We start from the raw sequence: 19260 nt of genomic DNA on the forward strand, positions 1-19260 counted from the left end.
CACATGAGTGACACGCAACGCGTCTGCTTCCTCCTCAAGGTCAAGGCCGACCGCATCGACGAGTACAGGGCCCGCCACGCGCCCGTATGGCAGGAGATGCGCGAAGCCCTGACGGCCACCGGCTGGCACAACTACTCGCTCTTCCTGCGCGAGGACGGACTGCTCGTCGGATACCTGGAGACCGAGGACTTCGACAAGGCGCGCGCCGCCATGGACGCCACCGACGTGAACGCGCGCTGGCAGGCCGAAATGGGCGAGTTCTTCGAGGCGTTGGACGGGCAGGCGCCCGACGCCGCGATGCGCCCGCTCACCGAGGTCTTCCACCTTGCCTGAGCGTTCCGGCGTGGGCATCAAGGACGTCGCCCGGGAGGCGGGTGTCTCGGTGGGCACCGTCTCCAACGTCCTCAACCAGCCCGACCGGGTCTCCGGACCCACCCGCCGCCACGTCCAGCAGGTCATCGCCCGACTCGGCTACGTCCGCAGCGAGTACGCCCGCCAACTACGGGCCGGGCAGAGCCGGATCATGTCGCTGCTCGTCCTCGACATGGGCAACCCGTTCTTCGTGGACCTCGCGCGCGGCGCCGAACGCGCCGCGCGCGAGGCCGGACTCGGGGTGATGGTGTGCAACAGCGCGCAGAGCCCCGCGGTGGAGGCCGAGTACCTCTCCATGTTCGCCGAGCAGCGGGTGCGCGGCGCCCTGATCACGCCGGCCGATCCCAGCGGCGCGACGCTCCGCGCCTTTCGCCGCCACGACATCCCGTACGTCGTCGTGGACCGGGTCGCGGGCGACGAACCGGGCTGCTCGGTGGCGGTCGACGACGTGGCGGGCGGCACGCTCGCCGTCCGCCACCTCCTCGACACGGGGCACCGCTCCCTCGCCTACGTCAGCGGCCCGCCCCACCTCAAACAGGTCCAGGACCGCCGTGAGGGCGCCCACAAGGCCCTCGCGGAGGCGGGCCTCCCTGACACGCTGCTCACCGAACTCCCCACGGAACGCCTCGACGTGGCCGCCGGCCGCGACGCGGGCGCCCGACTCCTGGGCCTGGCCCACCGCCCCACGGCCGTCTTCTGCGCCAACGACCTCCTCGCCCTCGGCGTCCTCCAGTCCCTGTACGCGGCGGGTGTCCGGGTCCCCGACGACATCTCCCTGGTCGGCTACGACGACATCGAATTCGCCTCGGCGGCCGCGGTCCCCCTCACATCGGTCCGCCAGCCGGCCACGAGCCTGGGCACGATCGCGGCCCACCTCCTGCTCCAGGAGACGGGGGAGCGGGCGGCGGACCATCGGCATGAACACATCGTGCTGAGGCCGGAGTTGGTGGTGAGGGGGTCGAGTCGGGTGGTGAGGTGAGGCCCTGGGACGTGGTGGGGCGCACCGACCGGCGGCGCCATCAACTCTTCTGGTCTCCCGCCGTGTCGGTGTCCATTTCCTCTGCCCACCGTCGGCTCCAGGCGGTCAGTGGGCTGAGCGCCTCCATGAGGTCCTCGCCAAGTCGGGTGAGGTGATAGGCGTCGCCGTGCATCGTGAGCACGCGGGCGCCGGTCAGCTCGCCCAGCCGGGTGCTGAGCACGCTCGACGACATGCGTTCACACCGGCGCTGCAACTCCCTGAAACCTGCCGGGGTTCGCCGAAGTTCCCACAGGATGCGCAGCGTCCAGCGACGTCCGAGCAGATCGAGAGCAGCCATGACCGGGCGCCCTGTTTCGGACCCACGTGCCGGTGCGCCCGGCCGAGGCGTGCTGGCTTCCATCACCACTCCTTGCGCTTCGACTTTCGAAGCATCATAGTGGTTCGAAAATCGAAGCAGGAGGCGCCGATGCCGCGCATCGAACCGCTCACCTCGCCATATCCCGCATCCATCGACCAGGCGCTCCGCCGATGGATGCCTCCCGGCGTGACGCACGAGCCGCTCGCACTGTTCCGGGTGCTGCACCGCAACCCGGAACTGGCCTCACGCATGTTCGCGCTGGGGTCCGGTCTGCTGGGCCACGGGCTACTGCCCGCCATCGACCGCGAGATCGTCATTGCCCGAACAACCGCGCGCACGGGCTGCGCCTACGAGTGGGGCGTACATGCCGCGGCTCTCTCCCGCCAGGCCGGACTGACCGGGGAACACCTGCGGGCCACCACCGACATCGACACCGCAGCCGGGACCGTCTGGTCGCCTCGCCACGCGGCACTGATCGACGCCGTCGACGAACTGCACGACACAGCGCACCTCTCGCAACCGGCCTGGGAGTCTCTGAGCGCCTACTACGAAGACGCCCAACTCCTGGAATTCCTCGTGCTGGCCGGCTGGTACCGCACCATCAGCTACCTGGCCAACGGGCTCCTCCTGGAGGAAGAGCCCTGGGGCACTCCGTTGCCCGGCACCGATCGATCCGATTCTCGACTTGAACCCTGACACGTACGTCCGAACACAGGAGGTTTCCATGGCCAAGGGCTACTGGGTCAGTGTCTACCGCACCATCTTCGACCCCGAAAAGCTGGCCGCCTACAACAAGCTGGCCGGTCCGGCCGTCCGGGCCGGGGGAGGGCGGGTACTCGCCCGCGGCGGTCGAACTGTCGCCCACGACGCCGGAATCGCCGAGCGCACCGTCCTGATCGAGTTCGAAACCTTCGAGCAGGCGGTCGAGGCACGCGAGAGCGCCGCCTACCAGGAGGCGCTGGACACCCTTGCCGACGCCGTCGAGCGCGACTTCCGCATCATCGAAGGCGTCGACTGATCGCCGGTTCTGCCGACAAGGCCGGCGGGCACGCCACGTCCCGTCGCGCAAGCGCCTTCGCATCCGGCTCGCCACTACGCCGCGCGTACGTCATCCGTGCACGCACCTCGGGCAGGCTGCGAGGGCGATAACTGGGCCCACCGCAGCAGCTCTTGTGAAAGCCCACGCCCGCGTTGAACAGAACCGTGAGGGTTCGCCACGCGGCGATGTCCCGTTGCCGGGGCGCGGTGAACGCGGAACCGTCAGTCTTCGCCGGTGGCGCACTTCGGTTCGGATGAGGACGTAACAACGAGCCTTCTGCCTCGCAGATCGGTTCGCTGCCAGGCTGCTTCGATCTGACTCAACGGAACACGTTCCAGGTCGAAGGTGAGACTGCCGTCGCGCGCCCACTCCACCACTTGGTTGTAGGCGTCCGCCATGGAGGTCGCGTCCAAGTTCTTGCCCACGCCGCAGATTTCGACGCCGGACATGCGCAGGCTCTGGGCGGCGATGGTGAGCGCCGGGCCGGCCGACTCCCCGGCCTGCACAAGCCGAGTGGGCTTGGCCATTTTGAGCTTCTCGGGAGTGAGTGCGCGCAGCAGCATCTCGGTGGGACGTCCCCAGAGGAAGTCCAGCACCACGTCGTAGCCCCCGACCGCGGCATCGGTGTAGGCGCGCACAAGGGCCTCGTCCGAAACAGCGGTGTTGATCACTGTGTCGGCACCGAGAGTGCGCAGTTCTTGTAGCGCGACGTCATCGCGGCCGGTGCACACGATGCGCCCTGCGCCCAACAGCCGGGCTACCTTGACCGCCAGGCGGCCGGCCACTCCGGTCGCACCCTGGATCAGGACTGTCTCGCCAGGTGCCAGCTCGGCGGCCGTCCTGACGGCGAAGCCGGTTACGGCGGAGGAGAGGGCCACAGCGACCGCAGGGTCGACACCCTCCGGCGCGGGCACGATGTTGCTCTTCGCGACGACCGTTCTTTCGGCCAGGGCGCCATACGGTGGGCGCGGCCGGCCGAACCCGACGAGAGTGCCGTCGGGCAGGGTGCCGATCCCGTCGAAGCCGGGGATCGCGGGCAGCTGGGTCAGGAACTGTTTGCTGGCGAAGTGCGTTCCTGTGGCCATCGCCTTGTCGACGTTCTCCACTGCGACTGCTTTGACCTCGACCACCACCTCGCCGTCACCCGCGACCGGTTCCGGGAAGTCCTCATACCTGGGAATGCCGCCGATCTCGTGCAGTACCGCCGCCTTCATCAGGATCACCTCTCCACTCCCCATTGGTCCTCTAACAGTGTTAGAGGACGACCCTAACACTGTTAGGGTGGCGTTCCGGGAGGTGAGAGATCATGGCGCTGGACAGGCAACGCATCGTCACCGAAGCCGTCGCACTGCTCGACGAGGGCGGGCTCGATGCAGTGACCCTGCGCAAACTGGCCCAGCGGCTCGGTGTGCAGGCGCCCACCCTCTATTGGCACATCCGCAACAAGGCGGAGCTCATCAACGAGCTGGCCGAGGCCATCCTCGAAGACCTCACCACGCTGGTCCCACCGGCGGACGGCGAGCCCTGGCGGGACTGGCTGACCCTCGTGGCGCAACGTATGCGCACAGCGATGCTCGACCATCCCGACGGCGCGCGGATCGTCTCCGCCGCGCACCTGTCACCGACCCTCGCGGCCGTCTCGGAGCTGGCCATGAGCACCCTCGTTCACCGAGGACTGCACCTCAGGCAAGCCCGCCTGACCGTGCTCGCGGTACAACGGTTCATCATCGGTCACGTCCTGGAGGAACAGTCGCCCCCACCGGACCGGGCAGCACTCCATGGCTTCGACGCAAGCACCTTCGCCGCGCGACACCCCACGATCACCGCAGGAATCACCGACTACTTCCAAGACGGCCGTACCGTCGACGACCTCTTTCGTGACAGCATCGAAGTGATCCTTCGCTGACCCCGACTGATCCACAACTATTGACAGTTACTCACAGCGCGGGGTGGACCCGTCGGCTCTCACGCAGTGAACCCAAGGTCCCTCCCTCGGGCCACGCCGTGATCTTGCTGTGGATGTCTCGGCCCAGGTTCCACCGCTCGATCGCGGGGTGGAGCAGGTGTAGTTGCCCGTTGGTCGGAACGGGGGGGGCGAACGCGTCCACGAGGACCCTGTTCCTCGACGTGTGTACGCGGCGTTGGTCCCCACCGGATACCGGTGGGGACCAAGAGAGCCGCGCAGTCGGTTCAATCCGTGCGCACGCTCACCTCACCGCACCGAACTCGTCACCCGATACGTCCCCGACCGCAGCCGGAACGTCGCCCTTCCCTCCGTGAAGCTCTCCAGGCGCACCCCTGCCGCCTTCCCCAGCGGCGTGCGGCCCTCGCGGACCGTCTCGGCCGACATCGCCGGGAGGGAAAGCGTCGCCTCCGTGTTCGGTGGGACCACCGCCTCGTAGGAGAGCGTGCCGTCGCCCGCCAGGGACCACTTGCTGGTGATCTCGCCGTAGGGGGAGAGGTGGCGGCCGTCCACCTCCGTGATCTTCCCCGTCGGGTCCAGGTGTGGCTGGAGGACGAAGTGCTGGAAGCCCGGGTGGTCGGGGTCCGTCGTGATGCCGGCCATGTAGGCGTACATCCACTCCATGATCGCGCCGTACGAGTAGTGGTTGAAGGAGTTCATCTCCACCGGGCCGAAGCCGTCCTCCTTGGAGTAGGAGTTCCAGCGTTCCCAGATCGTCGTCGCGCCGTTCTTCACCGAGTACAGCCAGGACGGCATCGCGTCCTGGTGAAGGAGTTCGTACGCGAGGTCCGCGCGGCCCTCGTCCGTGAGGACCGGAGCGAGGACGTTCGCGCCGAGGAAGCCGACCGAGAGGGTGTTCTCCGCGTAGTCGACGCGGGCGCTGTCGGGGTGGGCGGCCTTGTACGCCGCGTCGTTGCCGATGTTGTCCGCCAACAGGCCGACCAGGGCGCGGCGTTGGGCCTGCGTGTCGTAGAAGCCGAGTTTGAGGACCCACAGCAGCGCCGACTGGCTGTTGTCCTCGGGCTCGCCGCCCATGCCGGGCTTGCCGCCGAGGCTCGACCGTACGGTGATCTTCTCGCCGTCGACCGCGATGTACTTCGCCATGAAGGCGCGGCGGATCCGGGTGAACAGGTCCTCGTATGTCTTCGACTCCGAGGTCCGACCCGTGGCGCGCGCCATCTGTGCCATCAGGCGGACGCTGTACGCGTAGTAGACGTCGCTCATCAGCTGCGTGCCGGTGTTCTGGAAAGCGAGCCAGTCGGCGAAGATCGCGCCCTGGCCGGCGTAGCTGTCGCCGCCCTTCTTCTTGATCCAGTCGATGTAGTGGGCCATGGCGTCCCAGCTGCGGTCGATGACCGTCCGGTCGCCGCTCATCTGCCACACCGTCCACGGCACGACGACCCCGCAGTCCGCCCAACCGCTGCACGGCTCCGCCGCGTTGTAACGGTTGCCGGGCGCCACCGCCGTGAACTGCGCGCCGTCGACGCCGTACGTCTTCTGCGACTCGATCAGGATGTCCTCGAAGTGGCTGAGGAAGGCCACCGAGTCCGAGTTGTACAGGCCCGTGCGGGAGAACACCTGGGTGTCGCCGGTCCAGCCGAGCCGCTCGTCGCGCTGCGGGCAGTCGGTGGGAACCCACAGATAGTTGCCGCGCTGGCCCCAATGGACGTTGCTGATCAGCTGGTTGACGTCGGTGTCGTTGGTCTTGATGCTGCCTGTCTCGTGGAGGGCGGAGGTGGCGACCTTGCCGGTCAGGTCCGAGACCGTGACTTCGGCGTCCTTGGTCGTGACCGCCACCGACACGTAGCGGAAGCCGTAGAAGGTCAGCGAGTCCTCGTGGGTCTCGTCCCCGCCGCCCTTGAGGATGTACGTGCTCGTGGCCTTCGCCGAGCGCAGATTGGCCCGGTACAGCGAGCCCACCGGGCCGTCCGCGCCCTTGCTGTCGTCGTTGAGCATCTCGCCGAACCTGACGACGACTTCGGCCCCTGCGGGGCCGCGCAGCGTGTAGCGGGGGACGCCGACCATGTTCTGGCCGAGGTCGAAGACGGCGGTGTCGCCGGTGCGCAGGGTGACCGGGCCCGGCTTGCCGTCCGTGGAGCGGGCGGGGTCGGGGACGATGCGGCCCTTGCCGTTGGCGCTCGACTCCTCGCCCGTGACCTCGGAGTAGACCGTCAGCGACTGCGGTATGCGGTCCCACTTCTCCATCAGGCGGGCCGTCTCGCCGGGGTAGGCGGTCAGCCTGGCGTCCGGGTACTTCGCGGCGTAGCCGACCTCCTCGACGTGCGACCAGGTGGAGGTGTCGAAGCCGCTCGCCGTCCAACCGGTGAGTTCCTTGCGGGCGTCGTAGGTCTGGCCGTCGTAGATGTCGTCGGCGCGGTACGGGCCGGTGTCGGTGGCCCTCCAGCCTGCGCCGGGTTTTGTGACGAGGGTCTGCGTGCCGCCGTCGGCGTAGCGGATGAGGAGCTTGGCCTTGAGGGCCAGCGGATTGCCGTCCTTCGAGTAGTACTTGCTGCCCTCCGAGACACGGGCGTTGTACCAGCCGTTGCCGAGCACGGCGGCGAGCGTCACGTCCCGGCCGCCGCCGTGTGCGACCAGCTCCGTGACGTCGTACGTCATGTAGTTGACGCTCGTGTCGTAGTTGGTCCAGCCCGGGGTGAGCAGTTCGGCCGTGTGGCCCCCGCCCTCGGGGACCGTGACGCGCTCGCCGTTGACGTATGCCTCGTAGACACCGAGCGCCGTGACGTACAGGCGTGCCTCGCGGATCCGTCCCTTGCGAAGAGTGGCCTGACCACGCAGCAGCGGCGCGCCCGCCGAGTTGGGCTTCTTGCCCTTCATGCCGATCCACTGGGCGCCGTCCCAGCGGGTGACGCCGTCGCTGCTCAGCAGGGCCGTCTCGAAGCGGGCGGCGGGGGAGATGCCGACCTCACGGCCGGTGGTGTCCCAGGCCGTCACCGACCAGAAGTAGCTGGTGGACGGCTTGAGTTCGGGACCGTCGTAGCGCACGGCCACCGAGTCGGACGACTTCACGCGGCCGCTGTCCCACACGTCGGCGCGGGTGAGCCGGGCCGCGCTGGACGCCACCCGGATCCGGTACGCGCCCTGCGCCAGGCCGCGCTTGTGCGAGCCGATTCGCCAGCCGAACCGGGGCCGGGCGGCGTCGGTGCCGAGGGGGTCGACACGGTGCTCGGTGGTGAGGCCGGTGACCGCGCCGTCCGGGGCCGCGGGGAGGTCGGCGGCTCCGGTGGGGGCCGCGGCGGCGGACGGGGTCGCGGCCGCGATGACGGGCACCGCGCCCGCGCTCGCGGCGAGGACGGTTCTGCGACGTATGTCGCTGCGCATCTCGGGGTGTCCCTTCGTCGGTGAAGGTGTTCCGGTTCAAACGATTCAGGCATGCGCCGCGAGAGGCAAGAGGCGTGCACGAGGTATGCGTGAGACGCATCCGACTTACTGGTGCGGCGAATCGCGTGGACGGAGGCGCGGCGAGTGGCGTACCAGCCACGTGTGCAGGCAGAGTGCTGGCGGAGTGACCGAAACGATTCACCCGGACGTCCGACGTATCGAACACCGACCGCTCCCCGCCACGTACACTCCCACTGCCGCACCAGCTCACCAGGAGGACCACACCCGATGGGACAGTCCGTGGGGATCAAGGACGTCGCCCGTGAGGCGGGGGTGTCCGTGGGCACGGTCTCGAATGTGATCAACCGGCCCGAGGCCGTGGCCGACGCGACGCGTGCCCGCGTCCAGGCCGCCATCGAGCGGCTCGGTTATGTCCGCAGCGAATCGGCGCGCCAACTGCGCGCCGGACGCAGCCGCATCATCGGCCTGCTCGTCCTCGACATGGGCAACCCGTTCTTCGTGGATGTCGCACGCGGCGCCGAGCGTGCAGCCCGCGACGCCGGTCTCGGGGTGATGGTGTGCAACAGCGCGCAGAGCCCGGCCGAGGAGGCCGACTACCTGTCGCTCTTCGCCGAGCAGCGGGTGCGCGGGGTGCTGCTCACGCCCGCCGAGGCGACCGGCCCCACCGTGGAGGCATTCCGCCGGCACGACATCCCGTTCGTGCTGGTCGACCGGGTCGCCGAAGGCGCCACCGAGTGCTCGGTCTCGGTCGACGACGTCAACGGCGGCGCGCTCGCCGTGCGCCACCTCGTCGACGCGGGCCACCGTTCCATTGCGTACGTCAGCGGACCGCCCACCCTCAACCAGGTCGCGGACCGCCGCCAGGGCGCCCTGCGCGCACTGAAGGATGTGGGACTCCCGTCGTCCGCGTTGCGCGAACTGCCGACCGAACGCCTCGACGTGGCCGCCGGCCGGGACGCGGGCGCCCGCCTGCTCGGCCTCACCGAGCGCCCCACCGCCGTCTTCTGCGCCAACGACCTGCTCGCCCTGGGCGTCCTCCAATCCCTCTACGCGGCCGGGGTCCGGGTCCCCGACGACATCGCGATCGTCGGGTACGACGACATCGAGTTCGCGGCGGCGGCGGCCGTCCCGCTCACCTCCGTGCGGCAGCCCGCGGTCCACATGGGCGCCCTCGCGGCGGACCTCCTGCTGGAGGAGATCGACGCGGCGGACGACCCGGAGAGCGCGCACGAGCACCGACGGGTGGTGCTGCAGCCGGAGTTGGTGGTGCGCGGGTCGAGCCTGGGCGCCCGCTGAGCGTCAGTGGACCGCTCGGCCCTACCCGGGGCGCCCGCCCACGGTTAACGTGCTGCGGAACCGTCGCCAACCGTGCGTGGGGAGGCCGCAATGCCGACCAAGGACCGTGCGAAAGCGCCGTGGCTGCCGCCGCGCTGGTTCATCCATCTGGCCTGGAAGGTGCACCGGGGCGCGTACCGGGCCTTCGGCGGCCGGATCGGTCTGTGGAAGCCCCGCCCCGACAAGTGGGGCACCCTGCGGCTCACCACCAAGGGCCGCCGCAGCGGACGCCCGCGCGGCGTGATCGTCGCCTACGTGGAGGACGGCCCGCACCTGGTCACGCTGGCGATGAACGGGTGGGGCGAGGGCGAGCCCGCCTGGTGGCTCAACCTCCAGGCCCACCCTGAGGCGAGGGTCCATCTGGTCAACGGGCGACGGGCGGTACGCGCGCGTGCCGCGACCGGCGAGGAGCGGGCGCGACTGTGGGACCGCTGGCGCGCGATCGAGACGAACCTGGACGCGCACGCGGCGAGGAGGCCGCGCGAGACCGCGGTGGTGGTGCTTGAACCGCTGTCATGACACGGGTCCATGGTCGTCCCGCAGTCGCGTGGCGAACTTCCGCGCGGCCGCCAGATCCTGCTCGTTCGGACGCTGCCTGTTGGTGCCGCCGACGAGCTTGAACGGCGCCCATGTGTCGAACGCCCGGCACGTGAAGCTCCCGGCCACCTCGTAGCCCTTGCTCGCGAGGAGGCGGGCCAGGGGTCGGGCGAAGCGCGTCAGCGGCGTCTCGGGGAGCCCGCTGGTGGCGAAGACGAAGGCCCGGGCCCCGGGGTGGGAGACTGCCCGGACGCACCATCCGCACCACCGCACAGGAGCAGCATTGAGCGCCGCCAGCTATCGACAGGCCGGGGTCGTCCTGACCGACCGTCGGTTCTCCGTCCCCCTGGACCACGACGTCCCCGACGGGGAGCGCATCGAGCTCTTCGCGCGGGAGGCCGTCGCTCCCGGGCGCGCGCACGAGAACCTGCCGTGGCTGCTCTACCTCCAGGGCGGCCCCGGCTTCGGGGCCAACCGGTTCTCCGGCCCGGCGGCCTGGCTCGGCCGGGCGCTCAAGGACTACCGGGTCCTCCTGCTCGACCAGCGCGGCACCGGCGCCTCCGCCACCGTCAACCGCCAGACGCTCCCGCTGCGCGGCGACGCCGAACAGCAGGCCGCGTACGTGGGCCATTTCCGCGCCGACTCGATCGTGCGCGACTGCGAGCTGATCCGCCGCGAGGTCACCGGCGGCGCGCCCTGGACGATCCTCGGCCAGAGCTTCGGCGGCTTCTGCGCCGTGCGCTATCTGTCGTCCGCGCCGGAGGGACTGGAGACCGCGATCGTCACCGGCGGACTGCCGACCCTCGACGACCACGCCGACGACGTCTACCGTGCCGCGTACCCGCGCGTCGAGCGCAAGGTCCGCGCGCACTACGCCCGTTACCCGATGGACGTCGAGCGGGCGAAGGAGATCGCCGCGTACGTCCAGGAGCACGAGCCGGTCCTGCCGAACGGCTACCGGCTGACGGTCCCCGCCTTCCAGTCCCTCGGCATCTGGCTCGGCACGGGCGACGGCAGTGACCGGCTGCACTACCTCCTCGAGGACGCGTTCGTGCGGACCCCAGGCGGGCGGGAACTGTCCGACGCGTTCCAGGAACAGGTCGCGGGCGCTCTCTCGTACCGCTCCCACCCCCTGTACGCCGTGCTGCACGAGGCGATCTACGCGCAGGGCGGGCGGGCCACCGACTGGTCCGCGGAGCGCGTGCGCGGTGAATTCCCGCAGTTCGACGGCGACAAGGCCCTCGCGGGCGGCGGGCCGCTGCTGTTCACCGGCGAGACCATCCACCCGTGGCAGTTCGACTCCGACCCGGCGCTGCGCCCGCTGCGCGAGGCCGCCGAGCGGGTCGCGGCCCGCACCGACTGGGCGACGCTGTACGACCCGACCCGGCTCGCCGCGAACGAGGTGCCGGCGGTCGCCGCCGTCTACCACGACGACATGTATGTCGAGACGGAGCACGCCCTGCGCACGGCCCGGTCGATCCGCGGCCTGCGCCCGTGGGTGACCAACGAGTTCGAACACGACGGCCTGCGGGCCGGCGGACCGCGCGTGCTCGACCGGTTGCTGGCGATGGTGCGGGAAGAGGTGTGAGCCGTCGGGGCGCTACGCCTGGCACCTGAGCTTCCACGGTGGCCCCTGCTGTCATCGCTGATCGGGTTCTTGGGACCAGCGTGGCGATCGGTGGCGTGGCCGCGTGGGTGAAGGGGTTTCACTGGTCGGGCCTCGGCGCGTGACGGTCCGATGCCGCCGCAGTGGGTAACGGCATATGCATGTTGGGTGAGGTTGTGGCCATCAGTTCATGGCCGTGTCTACGATTCCCACATGTCCGCCTTACAACCTCCTCGTGGAACTCGGTCCGTTGAGGAGCTCAACGAGCAGATCCGCCGCCTCATACTGGCCTCCGGTGGATGGCTCAGCGACGAACAACGTGTCGCCTACGCGGACCTCATCACGGAGTGGGCGCTTGCCTCACTCGACGCCCCGCCCGTCGGCGCCGGCAGTGACGCAGTGGAGCACACCGTGGGGGCCTCCGTCGCGGCCGTCGTCCCCGGAGTCCCGAACCAGCCGGGTCCGGCGAGCCAGTTGTCCCCCGAGCCGCCGGTGGCAGCGTAGGGATGATGTCCCGGGAGTCCAGGCGGCACGGATGGCTGCGCTGTGGACGGGCTGCACGCGGTCACCGCACGACACGTGAAGGTGCGAGTGGTCAGGAAGTGACAGGTCGCGGTCTGTAGCGCCGGGGTCGCGGAACTGCCGGGATACAGCGTCCAGTTGACGTGCAAGTCGCAATTCGTGGCGTGCGCCCGTTCGGTTGTATACGGTATCGATCTTCGTACGTAGGCGCGTAAGTGAACACGGGGGCGTAGCGTCATGATGCATGATCCCGACGGCTCGCGGGCACAACCCCCGCTGCCGTCTCATCCACCGCAGACAACGGCGCCCGTGCCTCAGCCTGGTCAGGGCCCGCCGAAGTGGGCATGGTGGGTCGTCGGCATACTCGTGCCCGTCCTCGGCCTGATCGTCACCCTGATCACCCAGACCGGGAACGGGCCAAAACAAGGCGCACCCGCCACGGCGGCGACCACGGCCCAAGAACGATCGACGCCGGAAGCCTCCGCGACATCCGAGGCCAACGGGCCCCCCGACGCCGACGCCTCCACTGTCGCGCCCTCGCCGTCTCCCTCGCAGACGGCAGCGAAGATTCTCAAAACGGGGGACTTCACCCTCGTTGAGGGAGACAATGCCGACCTCGAACACGGCGTCGTCGGCAAGTCCGTAAAGGGTCCCGACATTTCCCTGTCCGGCGGCGACTTCGAGTTCGCCGCCCTGAACGGGCGCTTGGCCGAAGTCGGGGCCGCCACCCCTGCGAGCTGCGAGAAGAAGCTCAAGAGCAGCTATTACGTTCGCGGCACCGGCAACATCAACCCGGGCCTGGAGGGGACGTGGTACTGCGTGACGACCAGCGTGGACCACATCGCAGCCGTCGAATGGTTGGGCGACGAAGAGGAACGGGGCACGCGCTTCCACTACATCGTCTGGGATGTTCCCGCGCCGCCACCCGCCGCCGAGGAGTAAGGCCCGTGAGGGGTGCGGGTCGGCGACCGAGGGACTTGTCGAGGGCGAGCCCCAGCGCGACGACGCTGACGAGCGCCGCCACCGAGGGCAGCGGCCACCGCCCCTGCTGAAGCGCCGTGTCCAGACGGCCGTTGAGGGTGGCGAACCCGGTGTCGACGGAACCCGGCAGCCACTCTTGCGCGATCGGGATCTGCGTCGACTCCGGCGGCGTCCTTCGACGTGCTCCGTCGGCCGGCCGGGCTTGCGTCCTTGGCAGCCGAGGCGCTCCTGCCATGCGCCCGAGCCGGAGCCGCGCTGCCTCTACATCGCCCAGGAGATCGAAGTCGCCACCGGGATCACCGCCGCGACGATCCGAGCCGACCGCTCCGAGGGCGGTGGGCCGGCACCTGACGACACCTCGGGCCGCGCGCACCGCCGGTACGGAGAGGCCGTCACAGATGCCGTCGGTAAGCGTCGTGGCCACCACCGCATCCGAGCGGGCATAGCCCCGCAGGAGCGGGGCACCCGGCGTGCAGAGCCCCGCCGCGCGCATCCCCCCGTCCGGGCGGGGCTCGCCCGCCCACCCTGTTCCCGCTCTGTTGCGGCACCCGCGTTCGCGCAACTCTTGGACAGGCTGCCAGGCCGAACCGCTACCGCCTCGCTCGCACCCCACGCGCAAGTGACCAGCGAAAGGCCGCCCCTGTGGCCATCTGGGCGCTCTCCGGACCGTCGGGTCGTCGGGTACACGTGGCGCGGTGTCGCGTGTGGCACAAGCCGAGCGCCCGGCCGGAGCCCGGACGCCCCAAGCGGGACTGTGAGTTCATCGTCTGGGGACAGCGGAGGCCCGTCTTCGTCGGCGATACGCCGGTTCCACCTACCCGGTCACTTCAAGGGCAGCCAGCCGCGCGGAGTCGGCGGCTCATCACCCAAGAGCCCGTCTGAACCCATTCGCCGGCGCGGGCCCCACGGGCGTTGCGGCACTCACGGAAGGACGGTCGTCCGTCGGGATCGGACAGACCCGCCTGAGTGAAGCTGCGTGAGTGCCGGTCCCTACCGGTCAGACTTTGCGCCCCAACGAGGCGACAGCTTCGGCGAACTCTTCGCGGCTGATCATGCCGAGTGTCAGCTTCCTGCGGAGCTCGTCCAGGCTGCTGTTCACACTCGTGCGTCTGGCGGATTCAGCGCTGCGACGACCCTCGGCTCCGGCCCGACGGTGCGCCTCACGCTTGCGCCCGTCAAGCACTTCGTCTGCGTGCCGAGCCAACATCGCGGCACAGTCCATGAAGTAGCTCGGCATTGTCGGACCCCGTTTGCAAAGTTTGGTCGCGTCAGTCTGGCGTACCCCAGCACCCGGACAGAAGAGGGCACTGTCGCGTCATCCGCTGGCTGGACCTCCGGGACCCCGACGCGGCCCGGCAGACGTCGGGACTCGTGCGCGGAGCAGCTGCGTGCGGAGGCCGATCGGACCCGTGCCGCTTGACGCCTCCTGCGCCAAAGACCTCGCGTGACGGCGCCCACATCGACCACAGGGAGTAGGCCAAGTGGGCGCCTCACGCTGCGCGCAGACGACGCCCGCCGCACCATCACGGCATGTCGAGCAGCGCGGTTGGCAAGGTGCGCGGCGGTGGTGCGGGCTTCTGGGAGGGGGCGTGGCGGCTCTGGGGTGCATGACGACTGTTGCTGGCTGAATTTCGCCCCTCCGGGAGTGATTGCTACGCGCATTGCCGGGTTATCAGGTTCGACGCGCCCCTGCCGGGAATCGGATGCGAACGTCGGCAGGGGCGGTCGACGAGGGTGTGCGGATCTCCCCTTCCTGCACCCCCTCGCGCTCCGTCCCGGCACACGAGGACGTGCGGGAATACGTCTCGTTGCGTCGTGGACGGAGGGCCGGAGCCGTGTAGTCGGCGATGCGGCTCCGGCCGCTCTTGGGGCCAACCGGCCTGCCGCATGTGGATGTTGAAGGGTGGACTTCCCTCGCTCGTCACGCTAGGGCACCGGTGTGGACCACTCAAGACACGTTCGGGCCGCCGCAAGCGGTTACCGCCTCGTCCGCCGGTGACCCCCCACCCTCGCCGGCCGGTCACCCCGTGCTGCGCACGGCACGCCGGGTCGTGTTGCGCGTTACGCGCCTCGTGCGCGGCGTACGGGTGCTGGGCGAACCACAACGGCGGCGCGGCCAGGCAAGCTCCCGGAAGGGTGTGTCACCAGGGCCCGGTAGTGCCGACGCAGATGGCGGTGGAGTGAGCGAATCGGGTGCACCCTGCCCACCGCAGAGTGAGCAGGAGTGCGGACGTGAACGGCCACGGCAGCAGTGCGAACCAGAGGTGCATCACACGGCCTGGTCCTGGTCGGCGCTCTTGTTGTGGCGCAGGCGGCGCCATGTGCCCGTAAGTGTCGTGGTGATCAGGTAGACGAACGCGACGAGGCGCGCGGTCGCGAGGCCGGCGGTGGCGCCGACGCTGAGCACGGCGCGGTCGGTGACGTCGAAGGCGCAGGCGGGGTCCTGGATCGTGTCGGCTGCTCCCGGGCGGCGTCGCGGGCGGTCAGGGTGCGGAGTCCGCCGGCGAGCTGTGTCTCGGAGGTGGCGTGGGCCTGCTGCGCCCGTCCGCGGCCGCGACGAGGTGGTGGCGGATGTGCGCGGCCGTGGCCTGGTCGGCGGGCGGGGTCTTCTCGACAGCGGCGGGGAAGGGTGTGAAGGGCTGGTGACCATGGTTTCGTCCTGATACCTGTGGTTACGCGATGTGTGGTGGCCGCCTTTCGGCAGCGCAGGGGCGGCCACGGCCGGTCGCCGCAGGTTTGGGTTCGGGCCGCGGCGGCTGGCGCTGCTGCTCATGCGCAGATGACGCAGCGGCCGGTGTGTCGTACGAGAAGACCAGCCGGGGCTCGATCGGCAACAGGTTCTCGGTGCCCCGCGCCCGGCTCATCGCCGAGGCGTCCCGGCCGACGGGCAACGGGCCACCCGCGATGCGGAGTTCAGCGCGCAGTCCCTGAAGGCTTGGGGCGGTGCCGAGCGTCATCCAGGCGTCGACGGCACGGGCGATCGGCGCCGGGGCTTTCGAGCGAGGACCCGGAGACGTACTGCCGCACCTTCCTTACGGGGAACGCGCAGGCTGCGGCGGAGCGGTCCGGAGGAAAGCCGGCGGTGCCGTTCGAGGTGTTCGCCCGGCAGGGCCTCACGGGCAGGGCGCCCGCCCGGTCCCTCAGCGCCGCAGACGCAGCGCGGAGACGAGGAAGAAGACGCCGCCGAGGAAGGCGTATCCGGCCAGGTTGGTCAGCGACGCGCCGTCCTTCGCCGCCTGGGCGATGAAGGAGGCCCCGGCGAGGGCCGAGATGCCGCCGCTGACGATCATCGGCCACTGTCCGCCCATGCCGCGCCGCAGGACGCCGACGGTCAGTTGGACGAGGCCGGCGGTGACGGCCCAGGCGCCCCACAGGCGCAGCACGGCCGGGATGCCGGAGGAGACGGCCGCGATCAGCCCCGCGGTGGTCAGGATGCTGAGCGCGATGTTCGCGTAGAGGCCGAGCACCGGCCCGCGCTGGGCCCTGGCGGAGCGGACGTCGACGATTGCGCACGCCACGTCGAACAGGGGATAGAGCACCAGCAGCGTCTTGCTGAGGGGCCCCAGGGTGCCTGCGCTCGTGAACAGCAGGCCCGCCCAGACGGCGGCGAAGCCGAAGCGCAGAAGGTACAGGCGGCGCAGCGCCGCGACGGGGCTCGCCGCGGGGGCGGGCGTGGAGACGGCGGTGTCGATGGTTTCCATGAGGTCCCTTTCGGAGGGCCGCGGAAGGCGGAGTGGAGCAAGGCGTGGCGCGCGGAAGCGCGCTGAAGCGCTCTGCCGAGGGAGAACGTTCGGTCTCTTTTCATCTAAAGCCGTCCGGGAGTCGCCGTCAAGACCGAACGTTCTCCCTCGCGTGCCTGGTACGGTGGCGCCATGAGTGCGAGCACGACAGGCGGCAGGACGTCCGAGGCGCGGACGCGGCTGCTGTCCACGGCGACCCGCATCTTCTACACCGAGGGGATCCACTCGGTCGGTGTGGACCGGATCATCGAAGAGGCCCAGGTCACCCGGGCCACGCTGTACCGGCACTTCAAGGGCAAGGAAGACCTCGTCCTGGCCTACCTGCAGCAGGCCGACCAGGGCATCCGGGGTCAGGTCGAGGCCGTCCGTGCCCAGGATCTGCCGCCCGCCGACACGGTCCGCGCCGTCGCCCGCACGATCACCGAGGGCATCCGGTCCGAGGGCTTTCGCGGCTGCGCCTTCCTGAACGCCGCGGCCGAGTACCCCGACCCGTCCCACCCGGTCCACCGGGCCGTACTGGCACACCGGCAGTGGTTTCTGGACACCGCCGTCGAACTGCTCGACCGGGCCGGCCGTACGCCCGCGGACGAGGCGGGCCGGCACTTCGTGATGCTTCGCGACGGCGCGATGGCCGCCGGCTGCCTCTTCGACCCGGCGCTCATCTCCGAGACGTTCCTGCATGGGGTGGAAGGGATCCTGCGTCCTGAATAAGGGCGCGTCTACGCACATGAGTCACGATGAAGGCATGAGTAACGGTGAGGGTGCGAGCGGCGATGACGGTGCGCGCGGCGATGAACGCGTGAGTGGCGCTGAAGGCGTGGCCGGCGGGCGCCGCGGCCTGCTCGCCGACAAGACTCCCTTCCCCGAAGGTCTCGACGACCGACTACGGGACCAACTCACCTTTCTCGTCGAGGTGGATCAGCTCAAGACCGTCCTCAGGCAGTCGCCGCTCGCCGCGGCGGAACGCCGCGAGAACGACGCGGAGCACTCGTGGCACCTGGCGATGATGGTGGTCGTCCTCGCCGAGCACGCCGACCGGCCCATCGATGTCGGGCACACCGTCCAGCTGGTGCTCCTGCACGACCTGGTGGAGATCTACGCCGGGGACACACCCCTGTACGACAGTGCCGCGGGCAGCGACCAGCAGGAGCGGGAGAGTGCCGCGGCCGGCGAACTGTTCGGGCTGCTCCCGGCGGACCAGGGGCGGCGCATGAGAGCGCTGTGGGACGAGTTCGAGGAACGGCGCACCCCTGAAGCGTTGTTCGCCAAGGCGATGGACCGGCTGCAGCCCCTGCTGCTCAACTGGATGGCGCGCGGGGGTACTTGGCGCACCCCCGGCGTCACCGCCGACGACGTCCGTGTTCGCAAGGCGGTGATCGGGGACGCCTCCACGTCCCTGTGGCAGGCCGGACAGCGGCTCATCGACGAGGGCGAGGCGCGCGGCTGGTCGCGGCGTGCCGAGCCCAATTGAGTGTGGGCAACCGCGCACCGGGGGTGTCGATCCCCGCGACGCCAAAGGGGCTATCGTGTCGGCATGTCAGCCGAGTTGATCCGTATCGTCTCCCGTTCGTCGCCGATGGCGCTGGCCCAGGTGGAGCGAGTCCGCGCCGAGCTCGCCGCGCTGCACCCCGGCATCCGCACCGAGGTCGTGCCAGTCACGACCAGCGGTGACAAGTGGATGGGCGATCTGTCGAAGCTCGGCGGCAAGGGGGCCTTCACCAAGGAGGTCGACCGGGCGCTGCTCGACGGCGAGGCCGACCTCGCCGTGCACTGCCTCAAGGACATCCCGGCCGACCGGCCGCTGCCGGAGGGCTGTACGTTCGGCGCGTACCTGAAGCGGGACGACGTGCGGGACGCGCTGATCGACCCGGCGGGCCGCACCCTCGACGAGCTGCCCGAGGGTACGCGCGTCGGCACGTCCTCGGTCCGCCGTGTCGCCCAACTCGCCGCGTCCCACCCGCACTTGGAGTGCGTACCGATGCGCGGGAACGCCAACCGCCGCATGGAGAAGATGGCGGCGGGCGACGCCGACGTGCTGCTCCTCGCGCTGTCGGGCCTCGAACGGATCGACCGCACCGACGTCATCACGGAAGTGCTCGCGCCGGAGCGGATGTGCCCGCCGATCGGCGCCGGGATCCTGGCGCTGCAGTGCCGCGAGGACGACGAGTCGACGCTGGAGGCCGTGACCGGGCTCGGCGACCGCGACACCTGGCGCGAGGCGACGGCCGAGCGGATGTTCCTGCACGTCCTCCAGGGCCACTGCAACTCGCCGATCGCCGGCTACGCCCGCGCCGAACGCACCGGCGACCTCTCGCTGCGGGGCTGCGTGTTCACGCCCGACGGCAAGCGGGTGCTCAACGCGCAGGAGTGGGCCGGCCCGTTGGACCCGGCGACGCTGGGGATGTCGGTGGCGGTGGCGCTGCTGCGGCAGGGTGCGCGCGAACTGATCGACGGGATTCCGCACTGAG

The 19260-nt window shown here is 70.1% G+C and carries 20 protein-coding genes and 1 pseudogene; 14 read left to right on the forward strand and 7 right to left on the reverse strand.

The window, feature by feature from the left end; translation table 11 throughout:
• The first annotated feature begins 3 nt into the window (after positions 1–3).
• Together ACIA8D_RS31845 and ACIA8D_RS31850 are read left to right on the forward strand one after the other, a co-directional pair.
• Positions 4–333, forward strand: a complete 330-nt coding sequence (locus tag ACIA8D_RS31845) for an L-rhamnose mutarotase (RefSeq protein ID WP_399237615.1) — start codon at positions 4–6, stop codon at positions 331–333.
• Entirely contained in the window at positions 326–1351 is a 1026-nt protein-coding gene (locus ACIA8D_RS31850) for a LacI family DNA-binding transcriptional regulator (RefSeq protein WP_399237616.1), read from the forward strand. Before ACIA8D_RS31845 ends, ACIA8D_RS31850 begins: the two co-directional genes overlap by 8 nt.
• Before the next feature lie 40 nt (positions 1352–1391).
• Here the strand turns inward: ACIA8D_RS31850 and ACIA8D_RS31855 are convergent, their stop codons facing one another.
• Positions 1392–1751, reverse strand: coding sequence for a winged helix-turn-helix transcriptional regulator (locus tag ACIA8D_RS31855; RefSeq protein WP_399237617.1), 360 nt, complete (start codon positions 1749–1751; stop codon positions 1392–1394).
• 66 nt (positions 1752–1817) lie between these two features.
• On the opposite strand from ACIA8D_RS31855, the gene ACIA8D_RS31860 reads away from it, so the two are divergent.
• Both ACIA8D_RS31860 and ACIA8D_RS31865 read left to right on the forward strand, forming a co-directional pair.
• A complete protein-coding gene (locus ACIA8D_RS31860) occupies positions 1818–2405 on the forward strand; it encodes a carboxymuconolactone decarboxylase family protein (RefSeq protein WP_399237619.1) in 588 nt (195 codons plus the stop codon).
• A 28-nt stretch (positions 2406–2433) separates the two neighbouring features.
• On the forward strand, positions 2434–2727 hold the full coding sequence (locus ACIA8D_RS31865; protein ID WP_399237620.1) for a DUF1330 domain-containing protein: 294 nt from the start codon (positions 2434–2436) through the stop codon (positions 2725–2727).
• On the opposite strand, the gene ACIA8D_RS31870 is transcribed toward ACIA8D_RS31865, so the two are convergent.
• Both ACIA8D_RS31870 and ACIA8D_RS31875 read right to left on the reverse strand, forming a co-directional pair.
• Entirely contained in the window at positions 2708–3016 is a 309-nt protein-coding gene (locus ACIA8D_RS31870) for a deoxyxylulose-5-phosphate synthase (protein ID WP_399237621.1), read from the reverse strand. The two genes, ACIA8D_RS31865 and ACIA8D_RS31870, sit on opposite strands and share 20 nt — an antisense overlap.
• A complete protein-coding gene (locus ACIA8D_RS31875; protein ID WP_399237680.1) occupies positions 2970–3962 on the reverse strand; it encodes a zinc-binding dehydrogenase in 993 nt (330 codons plus the stop codon). Before ACIA8D_RS31875 ends, ACIA8D_RS31870 begins: the two co-directional genes overlap by 47 nt.
• A 92-nt stretch (positions 3963–4054) precedes the next feature.
• Between ACIA8D_RS31875 and ACIA8D_RS31880 the strand changes: the two genes are divergently transcribed.
• Positions 4055–4654, forward strand: coding sequence for a TetR/AcrR family transcriptional regulator C-terminal domain-containing protein (locus ACIA8D_RS31880; RefSeq protein WP_399237622.1), 600 nt, complete (start codon positions 4055–4057; stop codon positions 4652–4654).
• Positions 4655–4960: 306 nt separating this feature from the next.
• On the opposite strand, the gene ACIA8D_RS31885 is transcribed toward ACIA8D_RS31880, so the two are convergent.
• A complete protein-coding gene (locus ACIA8D_RS31885; RefSeq protein WP_399237623.1) occupies positions 4961–8050 on the reverse strand; it encodes a family 78 glycoside hydrolase catalytic domain in 3090 nt (1029 codons plus the stop codon).
• Between the two features lie 288 nt (positions 8051–8338).
• Between ACIA8D_RS31885 and ACIA8D_RS31890 the strand changes: the two genes are divergently transcribed.
• Entirely contained in the window at positions 8339–9367 is a 1029-nt protein-coding gene (locus ACIA8D_RS31890) for a LacI family DNA-binding transcriptional regulator (RefSeq protein WP_399237624.1), read from the forward strand.
• A 90-nt stretch (positions 9368–9457) separates the two neighbouring features.
• Positions 9458–9925: a nitroreductase/quinone reductase family protein gene (locus ACIA8D_RS31895; RefSeq protein WP_399237625.1), complete on the forward strand. Its 468-nt coding sequence runs from the start codon at positions 9458–9460 to the stop codon at positions 9923–9925.
• Here ACIA8D_RS31895 and ACIA8D_RS31900 read toward each other — a convergent pair.
• Positions 9920–10216 carry a hypothetical protein gene (locus ACIA8D_RS31900; RefSeq protein WP_399237626.1) on the reverse strand — a complete coding sequence of 99 codons (297 nt, stop codon included), beginning with the start codon at positions 10214–10216 and terminating at the stop codon, positions 9920–9922. The two genes, ACIA8D_RS31895 and ACIA8D_RS31900, sit on opposite strands and share 6 nt — an antisense overlap.
• Positions 10217–10226: 10 nt before the next feature.
• Here ACIA8D_RS31900 and ACIA8D_RS31905 point away from each other — a divergent pair, with 10 nt between their 5' ends.
• From ACIA8D_RS31905 to ACIA8D_RS31915, 3 genes are all read left to right on the forward strand, one after another.
• A complete protein-coding gene (locus tag ACIA8D_RS31905) occupies positions 10227–11531 on the forward strand; it encodes an alpha/beta fold hydrolase (protein ID WP_399237627.1) in 1305 nt (434 codons plus the stop codon).
• A gap of 231 nt (positions 11532–11762) precedes the next feature.
• Entirely contained in the window at positions 11763–12053 is a 291-nt protein-coding gene (locus tag ACIA8D_RS31910; RefSeq protein ID WP_399237629.1) for a hypothetical protein, read from the forward strand.
• A gap of 384 nt (positions 12054–12437) precedes the next feature.
• Positions 12438–13013, forward strand: coding sequence for a hypothetical protein (locus tag ACIA8D_RS31915; protein WP_399237630.1), 576 nt, complete (start codon positions 12438–12440; stop codon positions 13011–13013).
• A gap of 2308 nt (positions 13014–15321) precedes the next feature.
• Here ACIA8D_RS31915 and ACIA8D_RS31920 read toward each other — a convergent pair.
• Positions 15322–15459, reverse strand: coding sequence for a hypothetical protein (locus ACIA8D_RS31920; RefSeq protein ID WP_399237631.1), 138 nt, complete (start codon positions 15457–15459; stop codon positions 15322–15324).
• Between the two features lie 585 nt (positions 15460–16044).
• On the opposite strand from ACIA8D_RS31920, the pseudogene ACIA8D_RS31925 reads away from it, so the two are divergent.
• Positions 16045–16158: pseudogene (locus tag ACIA8D_RS31925) on the forward strand (PIG-L family deacetylase); the annotation flags it as partial.
• A 34-nt stretch (positions 16159–16192) separates the two neighbouring features.
• Here the strand turns inward: ACIA8D_RS31925 and ACIA8D_RS31930 are convergent.
• Positions 16193–16753, reverse strand: coding sequence for a hypothetical protein (locus tag ACIA8D_RS31930; RefSeq protein ID WP_399237632.1), 561 nt, complete (start codon positions 16751–16753; stop codon positions 16193–16195).
• A gap of 171 nt (positions 16754–16924) precedes the next feature.
• On the opposite strand from ACIA8D_RS31930, the gene ACIA8D_RS31935 reads away from it, so the two are divergent.
• The 3 genes from ACIA8D_RS31935 to hemC all read left to right on the forward strand — a co-directional run bounded on the left by ACIA8D_RS31935 (position 16925) and on the right by hemC (position 19259).
• Positions 16925–17503 carry a TetR/AcrR family transcriptional regulator gene (locus ACIA8D_RS31935; protein ID WP_399237633.1) on the forward strand — a complete coding sequence of 193 codons (579 nt, stop codon included), beginning with the start codon at positions 16925–16927 and terminating at the stop codon, positions 17501–17503.
• Positions 17504–17591: 88 nt separating this feature from the next.
• A complete protein-coding gene (locus tag ACIA8D_RS31940) occupies positions 17592–18263 on the forward strand; it encodes an HD family hydrolase (protein ID WP_399237634.1) in 672 nt (223 codons plus the stop codon).
• Positions 18264–18326: 63 nt separating this feature from the next.
• Entirely contained in the window at positions 18327–19259 is a 933-nt protein-coding gene (gene hemC / locus ACIA8D_RS31945) for a hydroxymethylbilane synthase (RefSeq protein ID WP_399237635.1), read from the forward strand.
• Position 19260: the final 1 nt, after the last annotated feature.

This window comes from Streptomyces sp. NPDC051684, assembly GCF_044453445.1.
Lineage (GTDB): Bacteria > Actinomycetota > Actinomycetes > Streptomycetales > Streptomycetaceae > Streptomyces.